The organism is Pseudoalteromonas sp. SR44-2, from assembly GCF_014163745.1.
GTDB lineage: Bacteria > Pseudomonadota > Gammaproteobacteria > Enterobacterales > Alteromonadaceae > Pseudoalteromonas > Pseudoalteromonas distincta.
This window is the reverse complement of record NZ_JACJDW010000002.1, coordinates 206,772-233,704: the sequence shown is the minus strand read 5'-3', so window position 1 is coordinate 233,704 and position 26,933 is coordinate 206,772. Positions and strand designations below refer to the sequence as shown.

Here is a 26,933-nt window from a genome sequence, read left to right as displayed (position 1 = left end):
TAGGTTCTCAGGAGGCTTCGTGATCAAATCTCAACTAATCAAGCGGTTTCCAAACATTAAAGAAAGCCAAGCTGAAGGTTTAGCTAATATATGGGAAAAAGTTTTAACGTTAATATTTGATGAAGTCAAACGAATCTCCGAACCAGAAATGACAGAGCTTCACGTTGATTTAAGAGAAGAGATGATTTTGGAACATGCTAAGTTACGTTCCCACATAGTTGATAAAGTAATTACTGCACAAACAGAGAAATCAAATCCTAATAAAATTGATTTAGAGAAAGAAGAAGAGCTCTGCTTTAATGTTAATGGTCTCGATAAAATCAGTAATACGGGTAAAATAATTGCTGAGAATATCTGGTTACGGAAATATCATGAGCGATGGAAGTTAAAAACCCGCTCAGCTTTAGCAAAAGAAAAGAACCCTAAAGCAAATAAATTGGTAATTAAAAAAGTTGGTGACAACCACTTTATTCCTAAGTCTTTTATACGAAAATATTGGTCTGAAAACGGGCGAATTAGAAAAAACAACATCAATGGAACTAAAATAACATCGAGAAATATTCCTTTTAGCCAATGGGGCTTTGTTAAAAACTTATATAGTGACAAATTAGAGGCTTATTTTGGACTTATAGAGGGCGATGCATCAATACCCCTTCAAAAGCTGTTGGATTTTGAACCGTTGAACGGACCTCAAAAGAAAGCAGTTATTGGTTTTATTGTTATACAACGTTTTAGAAACCCTAAATTCATCGATGATTATAATAAAAGGTTAAAACCCATAGTTATAGATCACTATGGTGAAGATAAGGCGAATGACCTATCTCACCAAAGAAAAATATATGAGAGTCTATATAGTAACAATGAAGCTTATAATAAAGTTGCTCAGCCCTTAAACCAGAACCAATGGGTAATAATTCGCTCACCAAATAGTAAAGTTCTGCTGCCAGATATATGTAATATATTATCAAAAACAAGCAGTGGGGTGTTTTTTGTTGTGCCTTTAACATATAAAGATTGTTTATTTGTCTTACCTAGCAAAGCTGATGAATACCCTTTCCCTAGGCATATCACTGCGACTAATGAGCTTGAAGAGATCCTGAGGAGCTTCATTCTTTATTATAGTGAGGCGGAATTTTTATCTTATGTAAATTATGAATTTAAAAATATCGACAGGAAATCTGTTGATGAGGAAAAACTAGTTAAATTAGTTACAGAGCTTTCTCAAAGAGAGCCTGCAATTTAAACGAACCTAACAAGGGTTTTCAAGTCGGACTCGTAACAGTTTGCTCGGTTCCGCTTCGCTTCACATTTTAGCAAACTATTACAAGTGTAACGGTCAACTAATTTTGGCCACAGTTTTAGAATCTTGATATCTAACCTCAGATTCATTTGGCGCTAAACCGTAATGGCTCTTTCTTTGGGTGAGAAGTCAAGCCTGACTTATCCTGTCAAAATAAATTCATTCCTATCAATTTCGCTGAGCAAATTTTGCCTGGCACATTTGAATATGCCCCTTGTTATATTGTCGAAAAAAGAAGAATTAATCAGACACCCATCTTAAACTTTGCACTTTTTGATGCCTAGATTTTAATAGGCTAAATAAAGTGGGTGTCATCATAATTTGGTGCCCTGAGATAAATAAAAATTATTCGTAAAAGTGACCTATTAATAAAAGATAGATGCTGTATCTGTATGGCAGATTTAGTTGCATAGTGTTGTTTGTTTATTAAGGTGACTGCCTAGTTTGTGTGATTCAGGTGGCTGTTTAGCTTATATGATTCTTAATTTATTCAGCACCTTAAGTAGAGGGAAATATGTTTTTTGAATCTTGGAGTGAAATAGCGCGCATTGTCACCACAACTTTGATTATTTATCCCTTTTTAATCCTAGCGACGCACTTAGTGGGTAAACGCTCATTTGCCAAAATGAACAACTTTGACTGGATAATCACCGTAGCAGCGGGCTCCATCTTAGGTTCAGCTATTTTATTGAAAGACGTAGTCATAGTTGAGGTTTTAGTTGCGGTTAGCCTGCTCCTCTTTTTACAGTATCTACTCACTTGGATAAGCGCCCATTTTTCGACCTTCGACAAAGTAGTAAAAACCTCTCCACAATTAGTTTTTTTCGACGGTGAATATGTAGAGGCCGCTATGAAAGATGCTCGACTCACAAGCACTGAAGTGGAAGCAAGTGTTAGAAAAGCCGGTTTTGGTGATTTAAGCACAGTTATGGCGGTGGTTTTCGAGGCCGACGGTGAGTTAAGTATTGTGCCGAAAAGTGAAAACTATGCTCAACTGATTATGAAGTTACGAAATCCTCGGGATTAATTGGACAATTTTTAGCGGCCGATGATTACCATAAATCGCGTAACTTAATTGGTATGGCTTTTTTACTGTATCAGACACATTGCTCACCTACTAAATAAGGTTGGACGATTCTTAAGTTTTTAACTTAGGTGCCAGGTATGTATTTACATATGTACCTTAAATCGCTTTTTTAGTATTGTTAATGAACAATAACGTAACCAGTAATTTATTTTTAGCTTAAACGGATTTTCATGACTATAAAAACAAAAATAACCAATCATGTATTGCTCTGCGCTTTACTACTATCACCATTTATAAATGCTGCACAAGAACCCATTCTACCTACTACACCTGAGCAGTGGCGCAGCATAACAGAGCGCGATATTAACGCGGCTTATAGCATTAGCGCACAAAATCACCCCGGTATGTTTGATGCCAACAACGCCGCGTTCCCTGATTTATTAAATCAAGCAAAAGCAGAGGCGCTTGCACTCTCGTCACAAGCGAGCGGTCCGCAAGTTCATGTAGCGGCAATTGCACGCTTTAGCACTGTGTTACAAGATGGTCATGCTGGTGCGTTTTCAAGCGTAGAGAGACCCGCGCGCCGCTGGCCCGGCTTTACTGCTTTATGGCGAGGTGATGCGCTAAAAGTGTATTACAGTGAAAACAAAAATATTAGCAAAGGCGACGTTGTAAGCCAATGTGATGGGCAAAGCACTGATACCTTAATGCGCAAGAGAATATTTAAGTTTCATGGTGAAGTTGCACAACCTGGGCACTGGTGGCAGCAAGGTTGGCGGTTACTAATTGACGAGGGTAATCCATTTTTAACTCCCCTAAAAGAATGCGAATTTGTTAAAGCCAATGGTGATACCTATACACACGTATTAAATTGGTCAGTAAAGCCTAAGTCAGCAAGCAAGCATTTAGAAAATGCTTATAACGGTGATGAACTCTCCATTGATTTAACGTGGCCTGAAAAAAACATTGGTTGGATTGCTATGCCTAGCTTTTCATCAACCGATCAACAAACTGCTGCCTACAATAAAGTGTTTGAAAAAATACAGCAGCAACGTAGCAAGTTACTTACTGCAAAAGCCGTGGTATTAGATTTGCGCCATAACCAAGGTGGCTCATCTTATTGGAGCTCACAAATAGCAAAAGGATTATGGGGCCAAAAAGTAGTAGAGCAAAAAGCAAATAATACTTCTCAAAACACGCAAGTATGGTGGAGAGCATCAAAAGATAATACTGACTATGTAGAGTCTTTATTTAGCGTTGTAAAAGATCAACCCGGAGTACTGAAAACTCTTAAAACCGTCGCTGCTGGCATGGCTCTATCACTTGAAAATGATGCCCCGTTTTATGTAGAAGAAAAGACTAATACGCTAAATAACATACCACAAAAGCCTTTAGTGAGTGACTTTAAAACCAAGGTGTTTGTTATTGTTCCGCCGCAATGTGCGAGTGCTTGTTTAGATGCACTTGATAAGTTTAAGCTTTTTGAAAATACAACGTTATTTGGTGCACCAAGTAGCGCTGATTCTATGTATATGGAGGTACGCTTAGCCGACTTACCTTCAGGCTTAGGTAAAGTTGTAGTGCCAAATAAAGTATATGTGAATAGAGCGCGAGGGGCTGGGGCTTACTACAAGCCAGATATTGCATATAACGGCATTGATTGGACAACTAATGTGTTGCTTGAGCAAATAAAAACGCTATAAAAAAAGCCGCTTGTTGTAACAAGCGGCTTAACCTTCTAACTAGGAAATAGTTTAGAACGTGTAACGAGCACCAATTGAGTAACGAGGACCGTATTGATTAGCAAATAAGAACTGCTCTTCGTAACGTCCGTAACCTTCTTCGGTTGCATTATTTAAGTTTATGCCATCAAAAAATACCGTTACGTTTTCGTTTACATCGTAGTTAACGCTCATATCCCATTGGCCATACGCTTTAGCATATTGCGGAGGCGCATCAGCTGAGCCTTGAGCTTGGCCAACACCAATTAGGTATGAGTCGCGCCATGCGTAAGTAATTTTAACTGATAGGCCGTCTTTTTCGTAAAAACCTTGAAAGTTAGCTGAGTCACTTAAGCCTGTAAGAGGTGCTTGTTGATCAAGGCTTTCGCTATCAAATTCAACGTCGCCATCTACAAACGTCGCGTTTACACCAATACCAAAACCGGTTTCACCAATTAGATGTTGTACAGCAACTTCAAAACCATCTACCGATTTACTATCGGTGTTTTGTGGTTGACTAATATTCCATGTAATTAGCGGATCGTCGCTGCTTGGCTCAATAACGCCATTTGCATTGCCGTAACCGCTGGCAATCATTTGTGCAAAAATAGCGTCGGTTGTTGCTTGCTCACCACGTGATTCAATATTGCTTACGGCTTGTAAGTAACGAGGGCCGTTTAAAATATCGTGCAAGCCATCAATAGTAGTTTGCGTAATGGTGGTTTGAATAAAGTTATCAACGTCTTTTTTAAAGTAACCAACAGATGCGTAGCTGCCTTCCGCGTAGTAATACTCAAGTGATAAATCAAGGTTTGTTGATTCAAACGGCAATAAGTTTGTATTACCTTGGCTACCTGTGCGAGAACCTGGTTTTGGACTGCCTGTTAAGCTGCGGCCACCGGCTAAATTACCCAGTGGTGCACGCGACATTGTTTTACCCCAAGATACGCGGGCTACTACGTCTTCAGTTAAATCAACACTTACGTCGATTGAAGGCAGTAAAACATCGTAATCACCTTGTTGCTCTAAGAAGTTATCATCGCCGCCAGCAGCGTATTGCATGATCCACTCTGAAGCGCTGATCCAATTAACTTGATCTTCAACGCGTTGACGTACAGTACTGGTTACGTCTGTTTGCTCATAGCGTAGGCCTGCATTTACTTTTACGTAGTAGTTACTTACGTCAAATTCCCAGCTTGATTGTACATAAAAGCTATCAGTGATTTCTTCTACGTAGCTTTCGCTATCTATTCCGTCTGCGTATGCATTAGCAGCATATGCATCGCCACCTGTTACATCTGCCGTTAAGTAAGCAATTTGGCGTGCAACAGCTTCGTCAAAATCGTAGGTATAGTAGTAACCAGGTTGTAAGTTGCTGCCGCCCCCTTCAAATTGATCTAAAAGGCCCGATGTATCGTGACGGGTAAACATGCTATCTGGGAATATTTCTGTATACGATGGGTTAAAGCCTGGACCACCTACTAAACCACTCCACGCGGTGTAACCACCGGTGTTTTGTTCTGTACGTGATGCACCAAATTTTACTTTAACTAAACCAATGTCATAACTTTCGTTATACCATGTTGTATGTAGCTGTAATTGTTCAATGTTTGATTCACCCGGTGAGTGAGTAAACTGACTAAAGTTTGAATCAATTTCGCCAGGCGTTAATTCACTTGTGCCATTTAACCAATTAACTTGTGCACTGGGTACTTCGCCCGTGCGGTAATCATAAATTTTATTAGCTAGCTGATCAGAACCTAAAATTACTTGGCCGGCACTTCCCAGACCATTGTCGGCGCCGTTATCAGTTTCGTTTTTAGAGTCGTGGTAATCAAGCTCTACGTGCCACGTGTCACTAATTTCCCAATCTAGGTTTAAACCAAGTGAGCGTGCTTTTACTTCTGTAGTGCCTTTATTAGCAGTGAATGACGCATCGTTACCGCTAATATCAGCATAAACAGCTGTACCATTTTCATCTAGTTCGTAGCCATTTATATTGCTACCAAAGTCGTTCCAAATACCCCAACCAATACTCTGTGAACCTGTAACAGCTTTACTTGCTGTGTAATCAAGTGTTGCTACAAAGCCATCTACCGGTGCGTATTGAAAGGTAACTTGTCCGTTTGTACGTTCACGTTCTACATCTTCAATAGAGTAGTTCATGTCTTTAGGGAAATAGTAGTTACCTGCAGGGTCTGTGCGGTTATCAACGACGTTGCTGCTATCTAATTCAGGTAAGTCTACGTTTGCCTGCCAGCCTTGAATATTTGCACTTTGTTTTTGAAAGTCACGCTCTTGGTGCGAAAATGAAAAACCAAAGCCAAAAGTGTCATCTACAAAAGTATTGCTGTAAACAGTAGAAAACTCTGGTGTTACGTCATCGCCAGCTTCGTTTGACGAATCGTGGTTTGCTTTAACGGTAGCTGAAAAGTTTTGACCCAGCTTTTGAAAAGGGCGTGCAGTAGAAATATTTACAGTTGCACCTAAGCCACCGCTTGGCACGTCTGCACGTGCTGTTTTAAACACTTCAAGGGCACTTACTCCCTCAGAGGCGATGTTTTCAAGGTTATACGAGCGTGTATAACCTGTGCCCGGCATTTGGCGGCCATTTAAGGTTATTAAGTTAAACTCAGGGCCAAAACCACGTACTGTAATTTGGCTACCTTCACCGTTTGCACGGCTCACCGATACGCCGGTAATACGTTGTAATGATTCTGCTAAGTTGGTATCTGGGAATTTACCCATTTCTTCAGATGAAATGGCATCTACAATACCAGAAGAGTCGCGTTTCATATCCATAGAACGAATAAGTGAACCACGAATACCTTTTACTTCAATAACTTCTACATCAGATGAAACGCTTGTTTCTGCTTCTGCCGCAATAGCTGTGTTTAATGTGCTCGCAGCAATGATGAGAGACACAGAAGCCGCAAGTTGGCTCTTTTTAAAATTGAATGTGTTCATAATAGCTCTGCTTTATAAAATGTTGTTGTGTAGCAATAGGCGCTAAGCGCCTATTGGTGTGTGTTTTATGGATTTGCAATAATCACGTTGTCTATACGGTAAAGCGCGCCATCGCCCATGTCCCAGCTAGGAAAAACCATAATTACGTTTAATGCGCTAATGTCTAAGCCTGCATCAAACAATTGCTGAAGAGGGAAGGTGTATGTTTGCCATTCGCCCGTTACAGGTGCCTGGCCTTCAACACTGCTTGATAAAGCAAGCTCTACGGCACTCGATGTACCAATTGATTCAATTTTAAATAGCCACTGAGCGTCAATATCTGAAGGGGCTGATACAACTTTCATATCAAATTGAACTACACCATTTTCAAGTATTGCAGAGGCATCAAACGATACGTCTTCATCAGCAATAAAGCCCATTACTGTAGCAGTAGAACCAATGCTAAATTGCGCTACTGCGCCATGCGCGTCATCATCGGTTTCTGTTGTTGGTGTAGAGCCACCACAACAATCCCAAATACTCCACTGATCGGCAGCTGCATCTTTAAATACAGTAAGCTCACCCGTTGCAGCTGGCGCTGCATTTGGATTATAAATCTTAACGTTATCTACACGGTAAACAGAGCCTTCACCTGCCCCCCACGCTGGGAAAATCATTAATACATCTATAGTACTTACATCTAAGCCAGCAGCTGCAAGATCAGACAGCTTAAATGTATATGTTTGCCACTCGCCAGTAACTGGCGCTACGCCTTCAACACTTGTCGTTAATTCAAGCTCTACTGCAGAGTCGCCGCCATTTGACTCAACTTTAAATAACCACGGTGTAGCTGGATCGCTAGGAGTAGAGGTTACTTTTAAATCAAATTGAATAATGCCTTCATTTAAAATGCTACTAGCGTCAAACGATTCGCCTGCGCCTCCTGACGATGTGCGGCTATTAAAGCCCATCACAGTAGGCTCTGCACCAATGCTAAACTCTGCAGTTAGACCATGTTCTTCATCATCCATAGCTTCAACAGGGGTTGAGCCACCACAACAATCCCACATTGGCCATGCTAGATTTTGCTCATCAGTAAAAATAGTAAGTTCAGGTGATACGCCTAAGTTATCTTGAGTAATCTCAACATCGTCAATTAAATAAACAGCGCCTTCACCTGCGCCCCATGTTGGAAACACCATGATCACATCAATTGCACTGATATCTAAATCTGCAGCATCTAAATCTTTTAGTAAAAATGTATAAGTTTGCCATTGGCCAACAACAGGGCTTACGCCTTCAACACTGTCTGTAATCGGCATTTCTACTGCGCTAGAACCTTCATTACTTTCAAGTTTTACAAGCCAAGCTGCATCAGCTGTGCCTGGTGCATTTGTTACTTTCATTTTAAAGCGAACGTAACCTTCATCCAGCATTGGAGATGCATCAAACGGGCTGGCTTTTCCTGCTTCGTCAGTAATAAAAATTTCTCGGCTAATAAAGCCCATTACAGTGGGTTCTGCACCTACTACAAATTCAACTACATCACCTTGGGTTTCATCTGCAACAATAGCGGGAGTAGAACCACCACAACAATCCCATGCAGGCCAATTTGGATTAAATGATTCACCAAAAATAGTTAGTGGTGTTGCAATGCCTGTCGAAGGTGGGCTAGGAATTGGTGCATCGCCTTCAAGCAAAGCATCGTCTAAGCTATTGTAACCTGGGCGAATAGTTTCACAGCCTTTACCTGTTTCAGGGTTTGATGCACATTGATAAACACGTACGTAATCAATAGCAAAGGTTTGGCCGTTTTCAAATGCGCTAGCGTCTACACCTAAATCATTTACGTTTTCAGGCCAGTCACCGCCTACTGCTAGGTTTAGCAATAAGTGAAAGTCTTTATCAAATGGTGCGCTATCCCAATGCGTTGTAAGTTCGCCAGAACCTTGTTCAAAGTATTCTGCAAACCAACCACGATGTTTTAGGCCTACAGCCTCACCACTTGCATTAGTACGAACTTCTGATTGACGCTGAGTTGCATAAAGGTAACCGTCTACGTACCAGCGAATTTCACCTTCTTGCCATTCAACAGCATACGTGTGGAAATCATCTGCCGGGTTAGTATCTTCAGGGAATTTGTATTCTTGCCCTGTGTAGCTGTTATCTGGCCACGCACGTCCGTAATGAAGTGTGCCGTGGATACTAGACTCTATACCGCCATCTTCATCTGGTGTTTTAAGGTTTACTGATTCTAAAACATCTATTTCGCCAGAACGAGGCCAAGTGCCGTAAACTTCATCAGTTGGCAGCATCCAAAATGCTGGCCAGCTACCTTGTCCTGATGGAAGTTTGGCGCGCACTTCAAAGCGACCATATGTAAAGTCGGCGTTGTAACGCGTATTTAATCGCGCTGAAGTGTATGGCTTTTCAGCACCTTCTGTCGCTGGTAGGGCAACAATGTTTAACACACCGTCTGCAATAAATGCATTTTGCTCGCTGTCGGTGTAACACTGTTTCTCGTTGTTACCACCGCCATCGCAGTTTAATTCATAGTTCCATTTGTTTGTATCAATGGCTGAGCCTTCAAACTCGTCGCTCCAAACCATTTGCCAATCTGATACTGGCTCAGAGGCATCTACATTTTCAAAATTTGATTTAGTGGCAGAGTCACCACCACAGCCAGCTAACGTAACTAAAGAGATAGCGGCAAGTAAACGTGTAATGTGCGTTGTTTCAATGTTCATAACTGAACCCCGGTTTCAACAGATTATTGTCAGATTAATTGTTTTTTGAGCTTGGTTTTCATGCTGTAAGCGCTTACATTTTAGATTGTGTTTTGTAAGCGCTTACAAATGATATTGTGGAGTACGCAAATGGTCAACATATTTGTTTATTTTATTTACAATTAGTTTACGGTAAGAGGCGTTTTAGTGTTACTTAATTGATAATAGGCTCTTTAATAAGAGCCTATTAAATATAGGACTAATCCGAGAATGTACGCGGTTTACTTATTTTTAAATGGCATGAGCAATAAACCCCAAAGCGAGGCATTTTGCTTTTGGCTTGCGTATTCTTTTAAGCCAATATTTATATCTGCATCAGTTTTTTTAGCTTTATCTTTATAGCTACCAAATAATTTATCCCACCAAATTACACTAAAACCATAGTTTGAGTTGGTTTCACTAACCACTTGGCTATGGTGAATTCGATGCAATATTTGCGTCATTAGTATTAAACGCAGCGGTTTTTCAATAGCATTAGGTAGGCGTATATTTGCATGATTAAATAATGCTAAACCATTAAGTGCTATTTCAAATATAAGTACCGCAATGGCAGGTACGCCAAGAGCAGTTACTGCAATGAGTTTTATAAGTATGCTCAGTACAATTTCGATAGGGTGAAAGCGCAAGCCCGTACTTGTATCTACGTGTGCATCGGCGTGGTGAACGCGGTGCAAACGCCATAATATAGGCACTTGATGAAATAATCTATGCTGCCAATAAATTAATATATCGAGTAAAAGTATGCTCAATATAATAATTAAACTGCTTGGTAGGGCTATTTGATTAAATAAGCCAATGCCGTGCTCTTGATTGTAAAGTGCAACAGCGGTTAACCCAATAGGGACCACTAAGCGCGCAATAACTGATGATGCAAACACTAATCCAAAATTAGCAAACCAACGTGTACTGCTTTTAATAGGTGCTTGGCGAGCAGGCTTTTGCCATTCAAGCAGCATCATTATAATTAAAATGCTAAAAAAGCAGCCGAGTCGCCACCATACTTCATTAGTCATTTATTACCTCAGAATTTGCACTGTTAGGCACGTTTTCAGCTGCTTTGTTAGCATCGGCTTCTTGTTGCTTAAGCGTGTGATAACCGCCATGTATACGGGTAAAAATAGTTATGCCACACGCAATAGCAAAAATGCTCGCCATAACTGCAAAGTGCTGCGGCCAAATACAAAAGGCAATAAACAGCGCTATGGTTTCTGTGCCTTCGGTTAAACCATTTAAATAGTAAAAGCTTTTGTATTTAAACTGGGGTTTTTCGAGCCTAAATTTTTCGGCGGCTATGGCAAAGGCTAAAAAGCTTGAGCCTGTGCCTATAAAAGTGGCCAGTAATACCGCACCGGCAATGGCGTTTTGCTCGGGGTTTGCCAAAATAAAGCCAAGCGGAATAGCCGCGTAAAATAAAAAGTCGAGTGTGATATCTAAAAAGCCACCCGCGCTTGAACTTTGGTTTGCATAGCGTGCTAATGCGCCATCAAGTCCATCTAAAATTCGATTTAAAGCAATGGCAACTAATGCCCCGTACCACATTTCAAACGCCAGTAATGGCACGGCTAATAAGCCAGCTAAAAAGCCTACCACGGTTAGCTGATCGGCAGTTATGCCGCGTTTATGCATAAGCATAACCACAGGTGTTAAAAGTGGCTTAATTACAGGGGTGATAAATTTGTCTAGCATGTTTATTGCCTTATGCGTATTAAAGCCACGAATTAAAGTGTGCTATTTAAAGTTATGAGTTTGCCATTTGCAGCGTCGGCGTCGCTATGGTCATGAGTTACCATAATTGCAGGTAGTTTATGATCGCGTATTTGGCTAAACACGAGTTCGCGTGTGTCAACACGCAGTTGGGTGTCGAGTTTGCTAAAGGGTTCGTCAAGTAAAATGGCTTTAGGTTCGCTCAGCAGCATACGTAATAATGCAACACGGGCTTGTTGCCCGCCCGATAAGTTATCGGGGTGACGATTGCCCATATCTTTAAGACCTACTTGCTCAAGTGCGTGTTCTATTTTTTCAAGGCGTTGTTTTTTATTACTTTTTGGCATTGCAAAGGCAATGTTACCAGCAACAGTTAAATGCGAAAACAATAAAGCGTCTTGATAAAGCACTCCAATATGGCGCAAGTGTGGAGGGCTGTTATCGATATTTTGACCATTAAGCCACACCTCTCCATTGGCCTTAAAGCTACTTGGTAAAGTACCCGTAAGCCAATTTAATAAGCTTGATTTACCACTGCCTGATGGCCCCATAATGGTAAGTATGTCACCGCCATTAACTTGCTCGTTTAAGCTAAGTAGCAGCTCATTTTGGCGATAAAGCTGACAATTTTTAATTTGTAACGATGACTGCATTAAAAAACCTTAACCCTGATAGTGTTAAACATGGGGGCTTTAAATATGTGCACTTTTAAGCACGTGCACTTTTGAAAAAATATTTAGGTAAAACCCATGCCAGTATAAATCCAATAAGTGGCAACGCCATTTGCATAATAGCGTACACGGCACTGGTGCGTCTGCTTGCGCCATTGGCAAGCGTAACGGCTTCGGTTGTTATTGTGGCTATGCGCCCGCCGCCAGCTAAAAGCGTGGGGAGGTATTGTCCAAAACTAATTGCTAAGCCCAGTGCGGCTGCAATTAAAATAGGGGCAAACAACTGAGGTAGTTTTACTTTAAAAAACACCTTGCATGGCGCTGCGCCTAGGCTTGCTGCAACATGAGCAAAACGAGGGTCTAAGCGCCTATAACTGCTCGCCAGTGACAAAAACACGTAAGGCAACACAAACAGTAAATGCGTAAGTACCACATTAAAAAATGCGGCTTGGTTATTTACCAATTGTTGTATCCATACTAACCCAAACAAAAAGGCAATACTGGGTACTAATAACGGTAAGTAAATAATTAAACTGGTAAAACGAGAAATCGGTTTATCACTCAATTGCTCTGATTCTAAACACAATAAAGTAAGAATAATGGCAAATAGTGTGGTTACTAAACCGATTGCTAGGGTATTAAAAAGCGGGCTGCTCATTTGCATTAGCGCACTTTTAAAATGCAGTAGTGTAAATTGCTCAGGCATTGCATCTGGAAAGCGCCAAAAGCCTGCAACCGACCACATAACTAAACCAATAAGTGACAACAATATGAAGCTAATTACTAATGTGGTGAGTACGACCGTTATTTTTTGCCAATAAAATCCGCCGTATTCGCGCACTCCATTAGTGAGAGAGTCGCTAAATAGCACTTTTACGGCCTTTTCTGCGCCAAGCCAAAGGGCTAATAACCCGCCTGTAACAGCCAGTTGTAATAAAGCGCCCGCTGAGGCTTTAATGCGCAGGTTTAAATCAATATCGTTAAACCAATGCATTATTGCAACGGCCAATGTGGGTGGTGTATTTGGGCCTAAAATGAGTGGCATTTCTACACTGGCACTTGCATAGGCAAGCACGGCTAAAAGGGGCAAACGCAGCAGCGGATAAAGGCTTGGCAGTATTACTTTAAAAAAGGCGGTCATTGGGCAATAACCCAAGTTAAGCGCAACCTTATGTTGTTGGCGTAATTTTTTGCCAAGCTCAGGTTGAGCAAGTACGCCCAGTGCCATTAATAATAAAAAGGGAAGCTCTTTTAGTGTTAAGCCTAAAATAATACTAATACCGAATGAATCATGCGGAAACATGCCGTTTGGCGCAAGTTCCCAGCTGCTTAACCAAGGCGACGCTAAGCGTGAAATCATACCTGAAGGGGCAATTAAAAACCCTACCGCAATAGCCGCGGCGGCATGAGGTATAACTAATATAGGGCTCAATAAACGCTGAATTCGGTTAAGCCACGGGCTATTAAAAAACGCAGCTAAAATCATTAAGGTAATAATAAATGCAAGCAAAGTACTTATTAAGCCCGTTGCAACGCTTAAGGTAACCATTTGGGTGAGGCCGGGTGTTTGCCAAAGGGCATTAAAACCTTGCAAGCTAAACGTTGTTTGCTCAAGTACGGGCGCATAACCAAAGGCAGGCAGCAATACGCTAATTAAGCCACCAAGTACGGGTAGTATAAGTAAAGCGAGTAAAAATCGCGGGCTAAATTTTACAATGCGCGTAAACATATCGGTGCTGCACTGCGTTGTTGCTTTGGTATTAATCGGTACACTTTTTGAAATAACACTCATTGGCTTACTCCATAACGAGTTTGCCAACCTTGCATAATGGCGTTTACCCAGCTTGGATGAGGTTCGCTCAATGTGCGTTTAATACTGTTTAAAGGCAGTGCACTTGGATGCGGTTTAGCTGTTTTAAATAAAGCTTGCTGATCAGGCGTTAACGTTGATTGAATAAGTACGCTTTTATCGCCCCATATATGCGCTTTTTGTTTTTGAGCTTGCGCCTCAGGGCTGAGTAAAAAATTAGCCACTAATTGCGCACTTTGCTGGTGGCTTGCATTGTAAGGGATTGCCACAAAATGGGTATTACTTAAACTGCCATCACTCATTGCGTAACTGCGAATGCTGTTTGGTAAATCATAGCGTTTTACAGCTGCGGGTACTTCAGGTGCAGAAAAAGTAAAGGCTAAACTCAACTCTGTATCGTCTACTAAGCGGCGCATTTGAGCACCACTTTGCATAAAATGAGTGCCACCACGCCAAAGAGTTGGGTGTAATTTATCTAAAAAGTCCCACAGTGGGTTTAACACTTGCGCTGTATTTTTAGTTGTAGCTGGTTGGTTTAGCTGCGCTTTAATATTTTCGCTGCTTTGCTGATGCAGTACAACTAAGGCGTATTTTAAAAAGCTCATACCTAAAAAGTCAGGCGGCTTTGGGTAACTAAAGCGACCAGGGTTTTGCGCGCTCCAGTTTAATAATTCGTTTAATGTAGTAGGCAATTTATTGTTTGCCTTACCATTTATTGCAATGCTGTCGTAATAAAATGTAAGTGACGCTTGCCCCCATGGAGCCTCCATCCCATTGGTAGGTAAACCAAAGTCAAAGGTTACAGCAGGGTTGTTAGCCGGATCGGTTAATGCAAAGTAGGGGAGTTTATTTGCCCATTGCTTTAAAAGCAGAGAGTGCTCACTCATGGTGGCAAAGTTAGCCCCGTTGATCCACATTAAATCTACGCTGCCTTGGTTGTTATTGTTTGCTGATTTTTCGGCAAGTACACGACTTACTGCTTCGCTGGTATCACTTAATTTTACATGCACTAGGTTAATGTTGTACTTAGTTTTAACTTGCTGCGCTGCCCATTGAATATAGGCATTTATTTGCGCGTCGCCGCCCCATGCATAAAAGTAAACATCTTGATTACTACCAAGTGTTTGAACTTGTTGCCAGCGAGCTCCCTGTTGTGTGTTTATTACTAAATTACTTTCACTCTTTGAGTTGATAACGGGATTAGCAAACGCAGTGCTCGAAAAAACAGCTAAATTTGCGATTACACAAACGCAAAACGCGACACAGCAAAAGCTGTATCGCGCCAGTGTTTGCCAAAACTTAATGGCGAACATTTAAATCCCAGTTGTAGTCTAAAAATTTAACTTTCATGTCATCATTTTTAAGTGCTTTTTGCTGAGCGGGTATCAGTTTAAGTGCATCGCTATATTGCAGGAAAAACTGCTGTAGCGTGTTTGCACCTCTAAAACCGTTTTCAAAGTCATCGCCGTACCATTTAAATATTGAAGACACGCCTAGCGTATTTTCTTGAGCCATATTGCGTGTCATATCTGATAAAAAGCGTACTGTTTGCTCTTGCAATTGGCTCTCTAAATCAGTGGCTGTATAGGCTTCTTCTCGAAGCGCTGGGCAACCAATACTCGCGCAATTTACTGCAAAGTGAATACGTGGGTCGTTGTATTTACCGCTGCCACGTATTAAACCATGCTCTATATCATCAAGGCTGCGAGTTTTGCCAAGTAATGGCACAAACTCTTTACTCCATGGTGAGCTAAAAAAGCTCCCTAAGTCTTTAATTGACTTAATATCAGGGTACTTAGTCAATATAAGTTCAACAGTCCACGCATTATAAGCATTGATTAAAAAAGCGAGTTGCTTAGGCTTTTCCCATGCGTCAAATTCGCTTTGCGTTACAGCCGTTAACGAATCTAAATACGTTTTTAGCTGTGCATGCTCACGTTTTATAGCAGCGTAATCAACCTCAGTACTGTGATTATGATTAATAGCGACAACATGCTTATTTAATAATGCATTCCAGCTATCGTGCATGTTTTGGGCTTGGGTCGAAAATGATGTTGCAAACGATGTTACAACTAAAGCCGAACCAAGTAGCAATGCTTTTAGAGGTGTTTTAAACATAATTAACCTCGACGCCAAGTGTGGTATTTTTCAAGCAAGTTAAGCACTTTTTCAGGTGCATGAGCGCGTTTCCACTCACCTGCTGCGTATTTGTTTCCTTCAGCCCAAGTAGGGTAGCTGTGTATAGTACCGAGTATTTTGTTAAGACCTAAGCCGTGTTTCATTGCCAGTACAAACTCAGCAATTAAATCGCCTGCGTGTTCAGATACTACAGTAACACCCAATATTTTGTCTTTGCCTTTGGGTGTAATCACTTTAATAAAGCCTTTTGTAGCGCTGTCGGTAATTGCACGGTCTAGCTCTTCAAATTCAAAGCGAGTAATTTCGTAATCTATGCCTTTGTCTTTTGCGTCTTGCTCGTTTAAGCCAACACGTGCTACTTCTGGGTCAATAAACGTAGTCCACGGAATAACACGGTAATCTACTTTAAACTTTTTAAGGTGACCAAATAAGCCATTTACCGCTGCGTACCAACCCTGATGAGCTGCCACATGTGTAAATTGGTATGGACCTACAATATCGCCTGCTGCAAAAATATTAGGGTACAGTGTTTCTAGGTATTCGTTAGTTACTACTGTGCGGTTTGTTTCAATGCCAAGCTCTTCAAGGCCATAACCTTTAAGGCGTGCACTTCTACCAACGGCACATAATAGCTCGTCGTATTCAATATCTATTTCTTTGTCGTTATGTTTAACAACAATATATTTTTTACCATCGCGAGCTTCACAGCGAAGTGCTTGGTGTGATGTTAAAATATTAACGCCACTTTCGGTTAACGCTTCGTGAGCAAAAGTAGACACTTCAAGATCTTCTTTGATCATGATGCGCTCCGCCATTTCAATTTGCGTAACGCTTGAACCTAAACGTGCAAAGCTTTGTGCTAATTCGCTACCAATTGGACCACCACCAAGTACTACAAGTTTCTTAGGTGCCTCATCTAGCTCTGCAAATTTATTCCACAACGTATCGCTTGTTACATAGCCAGTTTCTTCAATACCAGGTAGTGGCGGTACAAATGGGCGCGCGCCAGTGGCAATCACAATAGTACGAGCGGTGAGTGTTTGCGTGCCACCGTCGTTAAGTTTAATTTCTACAGTCCACGGGTCAATTAATTTACCGTAACCTTTTACAACATCTACGCCTAGGTTGGTGTAACGCTCAACGCTGTCGTGCGGTGCTACATCGGCAATAACTTTATGTACACGTGCCATTACTTTTTTGAACGAAAACTGCGGTGTCGCATTTTCTAGGCCGTAGTTTTCACCATGGCGAATTTGTTCTGCAATTTTAGCGCTTTTAATGACTGCTTTACTTGGAACACAACCATAGTTTAAACAGTCACCGCCCATTTCGCCCGCTTCAATAAGGGTTACTTTTGCTTTAACAGCAGCGGCTATATAACTTGTTACCAAACCACCTGCGCCTGCGCCAATAACAATCATGTTACGGTCGAATTTTTTAGGCTTAGTGTAGTTTTTGTATACGCGACGCTTTTTAAACACGTTTAAGATTCCTTTTGCAATGAATGGGAATATACCTAATAAAGCGAATGATAAGATTAAGTTGAATGATAAAATTCCAGATAAGCTTTCTATTTGCGCCAGTTGTGTACCTGCGTTAACAAATACAAATGTACCGGCGAGCATACCTGCTTGGCTTACCCAGTAATAAGTCCAAGACTTTATTGAAGTAACACCCATTAGTAAGTTGATTAAAAAGAACGGAAACACCGGCACTAATCTAAGCGTAAATAAGTAAAATCCACCTTCTTTTTCAACGCCTGCATCAATGGCGGCTAATCGCTCAGGAAAACGTTGTTTAATAGTGTCACGTAGTAAGTAACGCGATACTAAAAAGGCAAGTGTTGCGCCAATAGTTGAGGCAAAAGATGCAACCAATAAGCCTTCAACTAAGCCAAACAATGCACCTGCGGCAAGTGTTAAAATAGCGGCGCCTGGTAAAGAGAGAGCAGTTACTACTACGTATAGTAAAAAGAACCCACCAATAACTAGTAACGGTGACTGCTCTTTGTATTGGTTAAACTGATCCATCGATCCTTTTAAGCCATCAAGCGTAAGTAGTTGGTGTAAGTCAAAATGAAAGAACAGGCCGACGGCGGCCGCTGCAATCAATAATAGAAATATTTTTTTAATCATGTTCTCTCTCTTAAAAACTATGCGTAAGGGTTAACTTGGCGTTAATTGGCAACTCAGGAAAAGCTAAAGTTGCACCAAAGTAACCGCCTTCAAATACTGGGCGCCAGTTTTTTTGATTCGTCACGTTGTTCACATCTAATCGTAACTTGGTATTAGGCGTAAAAGCATAGCTAGTATTTACGTTTAGGGTGTACTGATCACGAATTTTTACTGTCGCCAAAAAGTCTAATGGGTAACTCTTTGTATATAGACCTGAAAAACCCGTTTGCCATTTCGAATTAATTGAATAATTTCCGTTAAAGCTGAAAGATTGCTCAGGGATGCCCTGAACTTGGCGGTTTGAAGGTGCAAACGCGGTAAAGCTAGGTGCGCCAACACTGGTACCTGAAATAATATCTGGACGTGAGTTGTCAAATGCATCAGCGACTTGTGCTGAATCTTGGCTACTTGCAGAATTATCGTAGCGAGCATCAATATAGCTGTAGCCAGCACTTAGCCAATAAGGGTAAGCATCATAAAATACTTGGCTTTCAAAGCCGGTAGTACGAATGCCGGTATTACTACCATCACGATTACGTAAACTACGACGTTGGCTAAACACTGCACCATCGGCGTACCAATCACTGTCGGTTGGTGCGTATTTTAAACCGAATTCAACTAAGGTATTTTCGGTTGAAAAGTTTTGCGCGCTAATCGTGTTATCACCACCAAGAGACGTACCGCCAGCCATACTATTTGATGTGGCTTCGTTGTAACTTGCTGCACCATAAGTGGTGTAATCACCGTTTAATCGGTAATTAAAGCTTATTTGCCCCGAATGTAGCTTATCGTTAATGCTATCGCTCGCTGCAATTTCACCCTCTGGTGCTATTGGGTCGTGCGCGTCTACGTCATAAAAATCTATGCGGTAGCCAACACTTGTATGAAACTTATCTGTCCAATCTGAATCTTGCTGAATAGCAAAACCCGTTTGCCATGAGCGCGAATCGGTAGTGTCTGATAAGTTAAAGTCGCCGCTGCCATCGTTATTAATATCGTACTGACCACCAGGGGATACAAATACACCTGGACTAATTTCAATTAAACGCGCTTGTTGTGCATCAGTTAAAGGAATGCGGCGATTTGAAATTGGGCCAGTTAAATCAATCGGTAAGTCGGCTTCTGTTGTAAATTGGCTGTAGCCTAGCACGCGGTTGTAACGCACATCAAAAGCAAAAATTGTTTGCTGTTCGTTGCTCCATTGGTAAGTCAATTCGGTACGGTTTTGCGCGGTATCGGCACCATCTATAATTTCAACAAAGCTATTTTGTGCAATTTCTTCGCGTTGTAAGTGCTGAAAATACGTAATGTTTTTTATTGATGCATTGTTTGAAAGTTCACGCTTATAAATGCTGTGTAGTAAATAAGTAGTGGCTTCGTTTTGATTGTCAGGGTCGGTAAGTACTGTACTACGGTCTATTTTTACTTGCCCAGTAGGTGAAACAATAGAACCTGCCGCTGGAACTGTGCTGCCATTTACTTGCACGCCTTGGCCGGTAATATAAAGGCCATTATCTATTAGCGCTTGAGTAGGGCGGTTAATACCTGCGTTATCGGTAAATTCAACATGGTATAACTCAAAGTTAATATCCCAGCTGCTCTTGTCATCAGGTAACACCCTAAGTGCTGCAAATAAGCTGTCGCTTTTCGTGCCCGAAAAGTCGTAGTAACTGCCGTTATCAATGTGTTCAGCGCTTACTCTAAAACCTACTTTGTCTTTTACTATAGGTGCACTGTAATCAACTAAAACGCTGTACTGATCCCATCGTCCTGCCGATACCGTTGCTTTGCCTTTACTGTCGTCAGTTGATGCTTTTTTAGAATGTAAGTTTACAAAACCACCGTTGCGTTGGCTTGAACCAAATAATACCGGTGGCGCGCCTTTTACTACATCTATTTGTTCTATAGAGTTGAACGATAACGGCACGCCAAAGCCATTATTACCTGCTTGGCGGCGTGTACCATCTTGGAAAAGCTCACCTAGTTGCCCACGAATAGTAGGTAAACTTGGTGCCCCAAAACCACTGGCTGAATAGGTATTAGGGCTTACTGCAAGTACATCTTGTAAAGTCGTAATATTGAGTTGTTCTATTAACTCGCTTGAAATTGGTGTTACTGATCGGGCTATATCTCGTAGAGCTAAGTTGTCGCCAAAAGGGCCGTCTACAGTGGCATTTTTAACCGAAAGATCTTGAGATTTAATAACTTGGCCTGCCACCTCAATACGCTCAATTGCGCCTTTTTTTGCTGTTTTTGATTCTTCGGCTGCAAAAGCATTAAGTGGTGTATTTAATATGGTGGCTAGGGAAAGTGCTAAATATGCGTGTTTCAAACGTTTTCTCTCTACGGTTAAAATGTTGTTGGCGATAAAGACCGAAAGGATTAAAAATAACTTTCAGTAAAATTTTGATTCTTTTTGTTTTTTAGAACATAACAAAACAGATGCATTACAAAGTTGGTAATTAAGTACTATTGTTTTATTAGTCGATAAAATATTAATAGGGCGATTGTATTAGAGTGAAAGTAAATGTTTGCTTTTAATAGGATTTATTAATTATAGACTACTTTCAACCTGCTAACATTTTAAAAGAGTTAACTTTTATGCAGCATTTTTAAATTACTTAAATAAGCTTCACTTTTAGTACTGCATGGCTTAATTAATGAATTTAATTAAAAATTTTTGAAATAAAAAATAACTTATACGGTCTAGCTTACTTCTACGTTTATTAATATTCATTTAAGGAAATTTTATGACAGGTTCAATGAATTCTGATGTGCAAAACCGTTTGCAGTGGTCACTTTTATCTTTGCGTTTAGGCGTGTTTATTGTAATGGTTATGTGGACATTCGATAAGTTTGTTAATCCTGGGCATAGCGCACGTATTTTTGAACATTTTTACGGTATTAGTGGCTCTACAGATATAGTGGCTTACATTATTGGTGCGGTGCAGTTAGTGCTTGTTTTAGCATTTTTAGCAGGTATTAAAAAGCGTATAACGTACGGTATCATTTTTGTAATGCATGGCTTATCTACGCTTTCTTCTTACAACCAGTACATAGATGGCTTTAATAACTTATTATTCTTTACTGCATGGCCAATGTGGGCTGCGTGTTTTGCACTTTACTTATTACGCGACCAAGACGTGAAATTTACTGTAAAGTAATAAAGTACATGTAAAAAATTGGTTATAAGCCATAAGGCTTATAACCAATAAGTACACAGGGAGTGTGTGGAAGTCGGTTTGCGTGTTATGCAACTAATGCATTGCGTCGTTGTATTGCTCAGCAAGGCTCTCTTTTTGCCCTTCGGTAAGTGCTTTACCCGCTAATTGAAACACTTCGTGTTCTTCTTCACTTAAATGATGATGTACCAGATGGTGTAGCTTTTTAGCTGCAACTAACCATGCAGACGAGCTCATTTCGGTATCTTCAAGTTGTTCAATTAATTCATCAATTTCGTGATGTTCAGCTACGCTGTGGCGCGCTTTTTCATGAGTTAAGTCATCAAACATAAGTGGGTTATAAAAGTAACGTTCTTCAAATTTTGCGTGATTTTCTAATTCTGTTTTTAGCTCATCCATTAGCTTGTGGCGCTGCTCTGTGTCGCCGTGTGTTTGAATAAGCGCATCTACCAATTCTCGTTGTTTGTCATGGTCATGACGTAGTGCTTCAAAAATATTCATAACTAGTCCTTTTACAATTTATTTGCTTATATTATTAACTAGCAAACTAAATGCCAAATATTAAGTTATTGTATTTTAATAAATTTAATTTAATTTTTTATTCTTTGGCTGCGATCACTGTAAATTTTACAGTGATATGAATGCAATAATTTCAGGCTTTTGCGTAGTTCAATTATAAAAGTGAGTATAAATTCCTACAGAACCTTACAAATATTTACTGGTTGTTTATTTTATAGCAGTGATAAAGTGTCAGTGTTATTTGGGTACAACCTATATATTACTCTCACACATAAATGCAGGTAGCACGTTAACTTAATAAGATAGTTTAAGGATGAACATAAAAAGCCCCGTCGCCGCATTACTACTGTGCGCTTTACTGAGTGCATGTAGTACAGCCCCGCGTTCTAACCCTAACTTATGTATTGAAGAGGCTGAAATGGTTGATCGAAATGGCGCTCAAACAAGCTCACAGGTTGATAATCAATGCATTAGCGCACAAATTAAAAAGGATGAAAAAAATAACACTTTTTTTGATGCCATCGGTACGTTCTTTTTTGAATTTTTTGTAATGGTGGTAGAAAAGTAAATAGGCTAACTTGCAACTGTAATTTAAAGTAAATAAGTTGCGTAAAAATAGGATTAGTTATGAAGCAATTATTGATAGCAATTTCACTTTTTTTATTACTAAGCGCTTGTGCGGCGCAGCCTTACGCAGGCTCAGCAAAATGTATGGAACAAGCAGATATTGCATACGAAACCGATACACTTAAAAATGAGACATTAGATAATGAATGCAAAGCTACAAAAGTAAATACGCCTAATAAAGAGCTTGAGAATCATGGCTTGGTTGATAGAAGCCTTTTACAGCTAATCGTTAGCTTTTTAAATGGCGTATTTTAATAGTAAAAATATAATTAAATAAGGTATGTATGAGGGAAGAACTAAGAGCAAAAATAATTACTGTGTGCGATAAAAAAATAGCAGCTAAAGGCGAAAATGTAGGGCTTTCTTTTTATGCATTTTTTGCCAATAAAAACGACGACCCAGAGCTACTTATGGAGGCCGCTACTTGGTGGATACACACTCATAAATTAGATCATTTTGTAAAAGCACATAAAATTAAACAGATGGTTTTAGATGGACTTTAGTCAATTAACTGAGCAAGTACTTTTAGCTGTATTTATCTAATCAACAACGACTTGGTTTCTTCCGTTTTCTTTTGCTTTATAAAGTAATTTATCTGCATGCTTAATAAGAACATCTAGTGTGCTTTTTAAGGGGCTACTTACAGAGGCTCCCACACTAAAAGTGATTTTTGTATTACTAGGAAGGTCTTTTATATTACTACAATGCTCGGTAAACCTAGTGGCTAGCTGGTCAAATATATCGCGAATAGCTAGTTCGTCAACCGAATTTAGTGCAAACAACCATTCTTCGCCGCCGTAGCGGCCAAACTGATGATCACCACTTAGTGTTTCTTTTGCAGCCTTTGCAAAGGCAATAAGAACTAAATCTCCAACATCGTGACCAAATTGGTCGTTAACTTTTTTAAAGTAGTCTAAGTCAACAATTGCTATCGTCATTTTACCTTCATCAAGCTTTGCTTCTGCGGCGCGCATTATTCCTCTGCGATTAGGGCTATTTGTTAGATAATCTGTTAATGAAATATCGTGATATTTTTGACGTTGTCGAGCTTGCCGATAAAATAAAAATAATGAAGCAATCACTAAAATAAACGCAATAGCAGCGCTGAGTCGCCAAATTATTTTTTGTTGGTACTCTTCTTTAGCTTGTAGTTCACTAATATCTTTTGCGTACTCTAGTTGCTGTATTTTTTCTTCTTTTTCTTTTACTTCAAACTGTACCTGTAGTGTTTTTATATTACTTTCACTGGTAGCTTCGTAGTGTTTTTTTGTATAAAGGAGCTTTTGTTCAATTGCTTCAAAAGCCTCGTTAGTGTAGTTGAGGCGTCGCTTTAGCTCATAGCGTTTACTTAAAAAATCGGCTTTATAAATACTGCGGCTGAATTTATCTAAGTTTAAAAATACCTCATCGTTTGCTTCATTTGCTTGATCAAGTAAATCTAGTTTTATATATATGTCAGCTAACAAAATGAGCGATGCGAGTTGCATGTCGTGTACACCTGCAGAACGCGCAAGCTCAATGTTCTCTTTAGTTAAAGTTAAAGCTTTATCGTAGTTTGCTTGTAAGTACTCAATGCTAGCAATTGAGTATTGGGCAAAGGTTAAGCCTTTTTGCATATTAGCTTTTTTAAAATAGAGCAATGCTTTGTCTAGGTATATTAAGGCATCTTTAGGTTTTTTTATCTCGAGCAATATATTGCCTAAACTCCAATATGCTTTTGCAGTAAAAAGCCCATCTTGTGTTTGCTCATATGCTGCAACCGCTTTTTTTGCATAATATATGGCTTTATCTTTTTCGTTTAGATAATTATATGCATCGGCTATTTTTCTAAAAAAGTATCCCTGAGATGCTGAGTCGTCATCTTTTAATGCTAATTCTAGCCCTTCTAGTGCAACATTTAGGGTCTTTTTCAATGCGTCTGTATCTGTGTAATAGTAAGCAAGTGCTCGTAAAATAATAATTTTTTCTTTAGATGAATGCTGTTGCAAGCTCTCTTCTAATTTTGTGGCTAGCGTGTGTGCTGGAGCTGGGTTTGCATCCCTCGCTAGAGACTTGAGTTGTGATTCGAGAAATAATAAATACACACTTTTTTGGTTTGGTAACTCTTTGTTCTTTAAGTAATAGGATAAGTGAGTATTTAATGCTGCGTATTTTTCTTGTCTAAAAAGTAACTCCGCATACAAAGCGGCCGCTTCTAGATGAAGCTTTTCCCAATTTTGATCTTTGCTTATTTTAAACGCTTGAGTGAGTTTGTCTTCATTTTGAAGATAGTCTAATTCATTTAGTTTTATGTTATTGATGAGAGTTTGAGTCGTGTCAAAGTCTAGCGCATGTGAAGTTGCATTTAATGAATCGCCGTTAGCAGAGGCAAGTTTACTAAAAAGTAAAAATAAAAGGAGAACAATATACTTTGCCCATAAAGTATTACCTAAAATCTTTATTTGTGTATTGTTAGCCATGTTAATCCTTTGCTGATTTATTTTTATTATTGAAATACTTATTCACAGTGCTTAATAAACTTGGGTTTGAACAGTTTTTTATACTCATCATTGAAGAAAAAGACCACAAACAATATCAATTAAATTTAATAAAAACCAACACATTGAATAATATAGCTGTTATAGCAAAGTGTTTTATTAAAAATCAGCGGCTACTTCAAACTCTAATCGTTTAAGCGTAATAGGGTGAGTAAATGCTAAGTATTCTGCATGTAAATGTAATCTATCGGCCTTTTGCCCGTAATGTGTGTCGCCTATAATTGGCATGTTTAAACCTAAGCTGTGCGCACAATGCACTCTTAATTGATGAGTTCGCCCTGTTTTAGGGTATAACTGTAATCGGGTAATATTGTTGTTACGCTCTAAAACCTGCCAGGTAGTAAGTGATGGCTTACCGTGTGTGTAACACACCATTTGGCGCGGTTTATCATCAAAGTCGAGCACTAAGGGCAAATCAATTACTCCGCTATCCTCAGCTACGTTACCATTAACTAATGCGACATAACGTTTATCTATGGTGCGTTCAATAAACTGCTTTTGCAGTGCTTTGTGCACGCGTTTATTAAGCGCAATCATCAATAACCCAGAAGTCGACATATCTAATCTGTGTACAATTAGTGGCCCTGATGCCTCTGGAAACTGCGTTTTGATTCGCATATAAACTGAGTCACCAATATTAACGCCAGGTACCGATAAAAACTCAGCGGGCTTATTTACCACAAGTAAGTCGTCATCTTTATAAACAATACTTAAATCTTTACCCTGAGCAGGGTTGGTAAGTAGTGGGTTATCTTCAACATCTAAACCCTTTAGCATATGCCCAAGTATTGGTTGGCATTTACTGTAACAAGAAGGGTAGTAATTCTTATGCTGCCTAATTGCTGATTTAGGTGCTGCTCCCCACCAAAACTCTGCCATAGCAAGTGGCTTTAAGTCATGTTTATAGGCGTATTGTAATAATTTAGGCGCTGCACAATCGCCAGCACCCGAAGGAGGAGTGTGCTCAGGTAGTGCTGCAAAAATAGCATTTAAATCTGTAGTTTCACCATTTGCATTTAAAAATTGGTACTGTGCAAATAGCTTTTTTTGTAAGCTTTTAGAAAGCGTTTTACGGCGCTTTTTTAAATGAGCAATTTCATCAGAAATATTGATGTGTGTTTGCTGCAGTGACTCGATTATATTTTGCCAATAGGCTTTAAGTGCCAGCAGTTGCTTTTTTTCTACGATGCTTTGCCCTGCAAGCTTATTTTTTAACTGCTCAAAATCACTTTCGCTAAGTTCTAATTCACCTTCGGTACGTTGTATTTTTCGTTGCTGACGACCGGCTTGCATTACTGCCTGTTGAGCTAATAGCGCTTGCTGGTAGCTCTTTGTTGCATCATCAAGTTTGCTATTAACTTCAAGCAGTTGTTCACTATTTTCTAATTGCTCAATTTGAGCATTAATATCGTTAATTATTTTACTTTGAGCCAAATAGGTATCGTCTTGAAGTTGCATGCTAGAAACAGGCGGCACAAAGCTAATATTGGCTTTATCACCTTCAATTTGTCCCGAATAAGCACTTAAAAAGCCTAATTGTTGCTTAGCATTTTGCACCACTAAAACCCCAAACATTTTACCTGCATTTTCTGCTTTTAAATGCGTTAACGCTTCAAGTTGTTGCTGTAATTGTTTAGTGGCTGCTACAGCTAATGGTTGCGGCTCGTAATAAAAAGGGAAAGTAAACTTTTCAGGAAGCGCGAGAGCATCAATGTTTTGAGAAAATAATGTAAAGCAAGAAGCAGAATTTGGCATAGAAGTAAGAGAAAAGCATTCAGTAAAATAATTGA

20 protein-coding genes are annotated in these 26,933 nt (G+C 39.8%); 7 read left to right on the top strand and 13 right to left on the bottom strand.

Going from position 1 to position 26,933, the window contains the following annotated elements; genetic code table 11:
• Positions 1–19: 19 nt before the first annotated feature.
• The 3 genes from H5115_RS02275 to H5115_RS02265 all read left to right on the top strand — a co-directional run bounded on the left by H5115_RS02275 (position 20) and on the right by H5115_RS02265 (position 4,030).
• Positions 20–1,243: a DUF4238 domain-containing protein gene (locus H5115_RS02275; protein ID WP_182753429.1), complete on the top strand. Its 1,224-nt coding sequence runs from the start codon at positions 20–22 to the stop codon at positions 1,241–1,243.
• A 571-nt stretch (positions 1,244–1,814) separates the two neighbouring features.
• Positions 1,815–2,327 (top strand): DUF421 domain-containing protein, encoded by a 513-nt coding sequence (locus tag H5115_RS02270; RefSeq protein WP_182753427.1) that lies wholly within the window; start codon positions 1,815–1,817, stop codon positions 2,325–2,327.
• Between the two features lie 230 nt (positions 2,328–2,557).
• Positions 2,558–4,030, top strand: coding sequence for a S41 family peptidase (locus H5115_RS02265; protein WP_182753425.1), 1,473 nt, complete (start codon positions 2,558–2,560; stop codon positions 4,028–4,030).
• A 51-nt stretch (positions 4,031–4,081) separates the two neighbouring features.
• Here H5115_RS02265 and H5115_RS02260 read toward each other — a convergent pair whose 3' ends face one another.
• The 10 genes from H5115_RS02260 to H5115_RS02215 form a co-directional block, all read right to left on the bottom strand.
• Positions 4,082–7,015 (bottom strand): TonB-dependent receptor, encoded by a 2,934-nt coding sequence (locus H5115_RS02260; RefSeq protein WP_182753423.1) that lies wholly within the window; start codon positions 7,013–7,015, stop codon positions 4,082–4,084.
• A 65-nt stretch (positions 7,016–7,080) separates the two neighbouring features.
• Positions 7,081–9,741, bottom strand: a complete 2,661-nt coding sequence (locus H5115_RS02255; protein ID WP_182753421.1) for a glycoside hydrolase family 16 protein — start codon at positions 9,739–9,741, stop codon at positions 7,081–7,083.
• Between the two features lie 260 nt (positions 9,742–10,001).
• A complete protein-coding gene (locus H5115_RS02250; RefSeq protein WP_182753419.1) occupies positions 10,002–10,793 on the bottom strand; it encodes a sterol desaturase family protein in 792 nt (263 codons plus the stop codon).
• On the bottom strand, positions 10,786–11,466 hold the full coding sequence (locus tag H5115_RS02245; protein ID WP_182753417.1) for a CDP-alcohol phosphatidyltransferase family protein: 681 nt from the start codon (positions 11,464–11,466) through the stop codon (positions 10,786–10,788). Before H5115_RS02245 ends, H5115_RS02250 begins: the two co-directional genes overlap by 8 nt.
• 32 nt (positions 11,467–11,498) lie before the next feature.
• Positions 11,499–12,137, bottom strand: coding sequence for an ATP-binding cassette domain-containing protein (locus tag H5115_RS02240; RefSeq protein WP_182753415.1), 639 nt, complete (start codon positions 12,135–12,137; stop codon positions 11,499–11,501).
• A 55-nt stretch (positions 12,138–12,192) separates the two neighbouring features.
• On the bottom strand, positions 12,193–13,947 hold the full coding sequence (locus tag H5115_RS02235; RefSeq protein WP_182753413.1) for an ABC transporter permease: 1,755 nt from the start codon (positions 13,945–13,947) through the stop codon (positions 12,193–12,195).
• Positions 13,944–15,278 (bottom strand): ABC transporter substrate-binding protein, encoded by a 1,335-nt coding sequence (locus H5115_RS02230; protein ID WP_182753411.1) that lies wholly within the window; start codon positions 15,276–15,278, stop codon positions 13,944–13,946. Before H5115_RS02230 ends, H5115_RS02235 begins: the two co-directional genes overlap by 4 nt.
• The gene (locus H5115_RS02225; protein ID WP_182753409.1) at positions 15,265–16,083 is read right to left on the bottom strand and encodes a DUF547 domain-containing protein; all 819 of its coding nucleotides are present in this window, start codon (positions 16,081–16,083) and stop codon (positions 15,265–15,267) included. Before H5115_RS02225 ends, H5115_RS02230 begins: the two co-directional genes overlap by 14 nt.
• A gap of 2 nt (positions 16,084–16,085) precedes the next feature.
• The gene (locus tag H5115_RS02220; RefSeq protein ID WP_182673677.1) at positions 16,086–18,239 is read right to left on the bottom strand and encodes an FAD-dependent oxidoreductase; all 2,154 of its coding nucleotides are present in this window, start codon (positions 18,237–18,239) and stop codon (positions 16,086–16,088) included.
• A gap of 10 nt (positions 18,240–18,249) precedes the next feature.
• Complete coding sequence (locus H5115_RS02215) at positions 18,250–20,610, bottom strand: TonB-dependent siderophore receptor (protein ID WP_182753407.1); 2,361 nt, start codon at positions 20,608–20,610, stop codon at positions 18,250–18,252.
• 418 nt (positions 20,611–21,028) lie between these two features.
• Here H5115_RS02215 and H5115_RS02210 point away from each other — a divergent pair, with 418 nt between their 5' ends.
• Positions 21,029–21,442, top strand: coding sequence for a hypothetical protein (locus H5115_RS02210; protein ID WP_002960120.1), 414 nt, complete (start codon positions 21,029–21,031; stop codon positions 21,440–21,442).
• 93 nt (positions 21,443–21,535) lie between these two features.
• Here the strand turns inward: H5115_RS02210 and H5115_RS02205 are convergent, their stop codons facing one another.
• Complete coding sequence (locus H5115_RS02205) at positions 21,536–21,961, bottom strand: hemerythrin domain-containing protein (RefSeq protein WP_182673675.1); 426 nt, start codon at positions 21,959–21,961, stop codon at positions 21,536–21,538.
• Positions 21,962–22,292: 331 nt separating this feature from the next.
• Here H5115_RS02205 and H5115_RS02200 point away from each other — a divergent pair, with 331 nt between their 5' ends.
• The 3 genes from H5115_RS02200 to H5115_RS02190 are packed head-to-tail and all read left to right on the top strand — an operon-like array spanning position 22,293 to position 23,109.
• Positions 22,293–22,547 carry a hypothetical protein gene (locus H5115_RS02200; protein WP_182753405.1) on the top strand — a complete coding sequence of 85 codons (255 nt, stop codon included), beginning with the start codon at positions 22,293–22,295 and terminating at the stop codon, positions 22,545–22,547.
• Positions 22,548–22,606: 59 nt separating this feature from the next.
• Positions 22,607–22,861: a hypothetical protein gene (locus H5115_RS02195; RefSeq protein WP_182753403.1), complete on the top strand. Its 255-nt coding sequence runs from the start codon at positions 22,607–22,609 to the stop codon at positions 22,859–22,861.
• A 29-nt stretch (positions 22,862–22,890) separates the two neighbouring features.
• Positions 22,891–23,109, top strand: a complete 219-nt coding sequence (locus tag H5115_RS02190) for a DUF6500 family protein (protein WP_007377212.1) — start codon at positions 22,891–22,893, stop codon at positions 23,107–23,109.
• A gap of 36 nt (positions 23,110–23,145) precedes the next feature.
• On the opposite strand, the gene H5115_RS02185 is transcribed toward H5115_RS02190, so the two are convergent.
• A complete protein-coding gene (locus H5115_RS02185) occupies positions 23,146–25,065 on the bottom strand; it encodes a GGDEF domain-containing protein (protein WP_182753401.1) in 1,920 nt (639 codons plus the stop codon).
• Between the two features lie 177 nt (positions 25,066–25,242).
• Complete coding sequence (locus H5115_RS02180) at positions 25,243–26,898, bottom strand: RluA family pseudouridine synthase (protein WP_182753399.1); 1,656 nt, start codon at positions 26,896–26,898, stop codon at positions 25,243–25,245.
• Positions 26,899–26,933 lie beyond the last annotated feature (35 nt).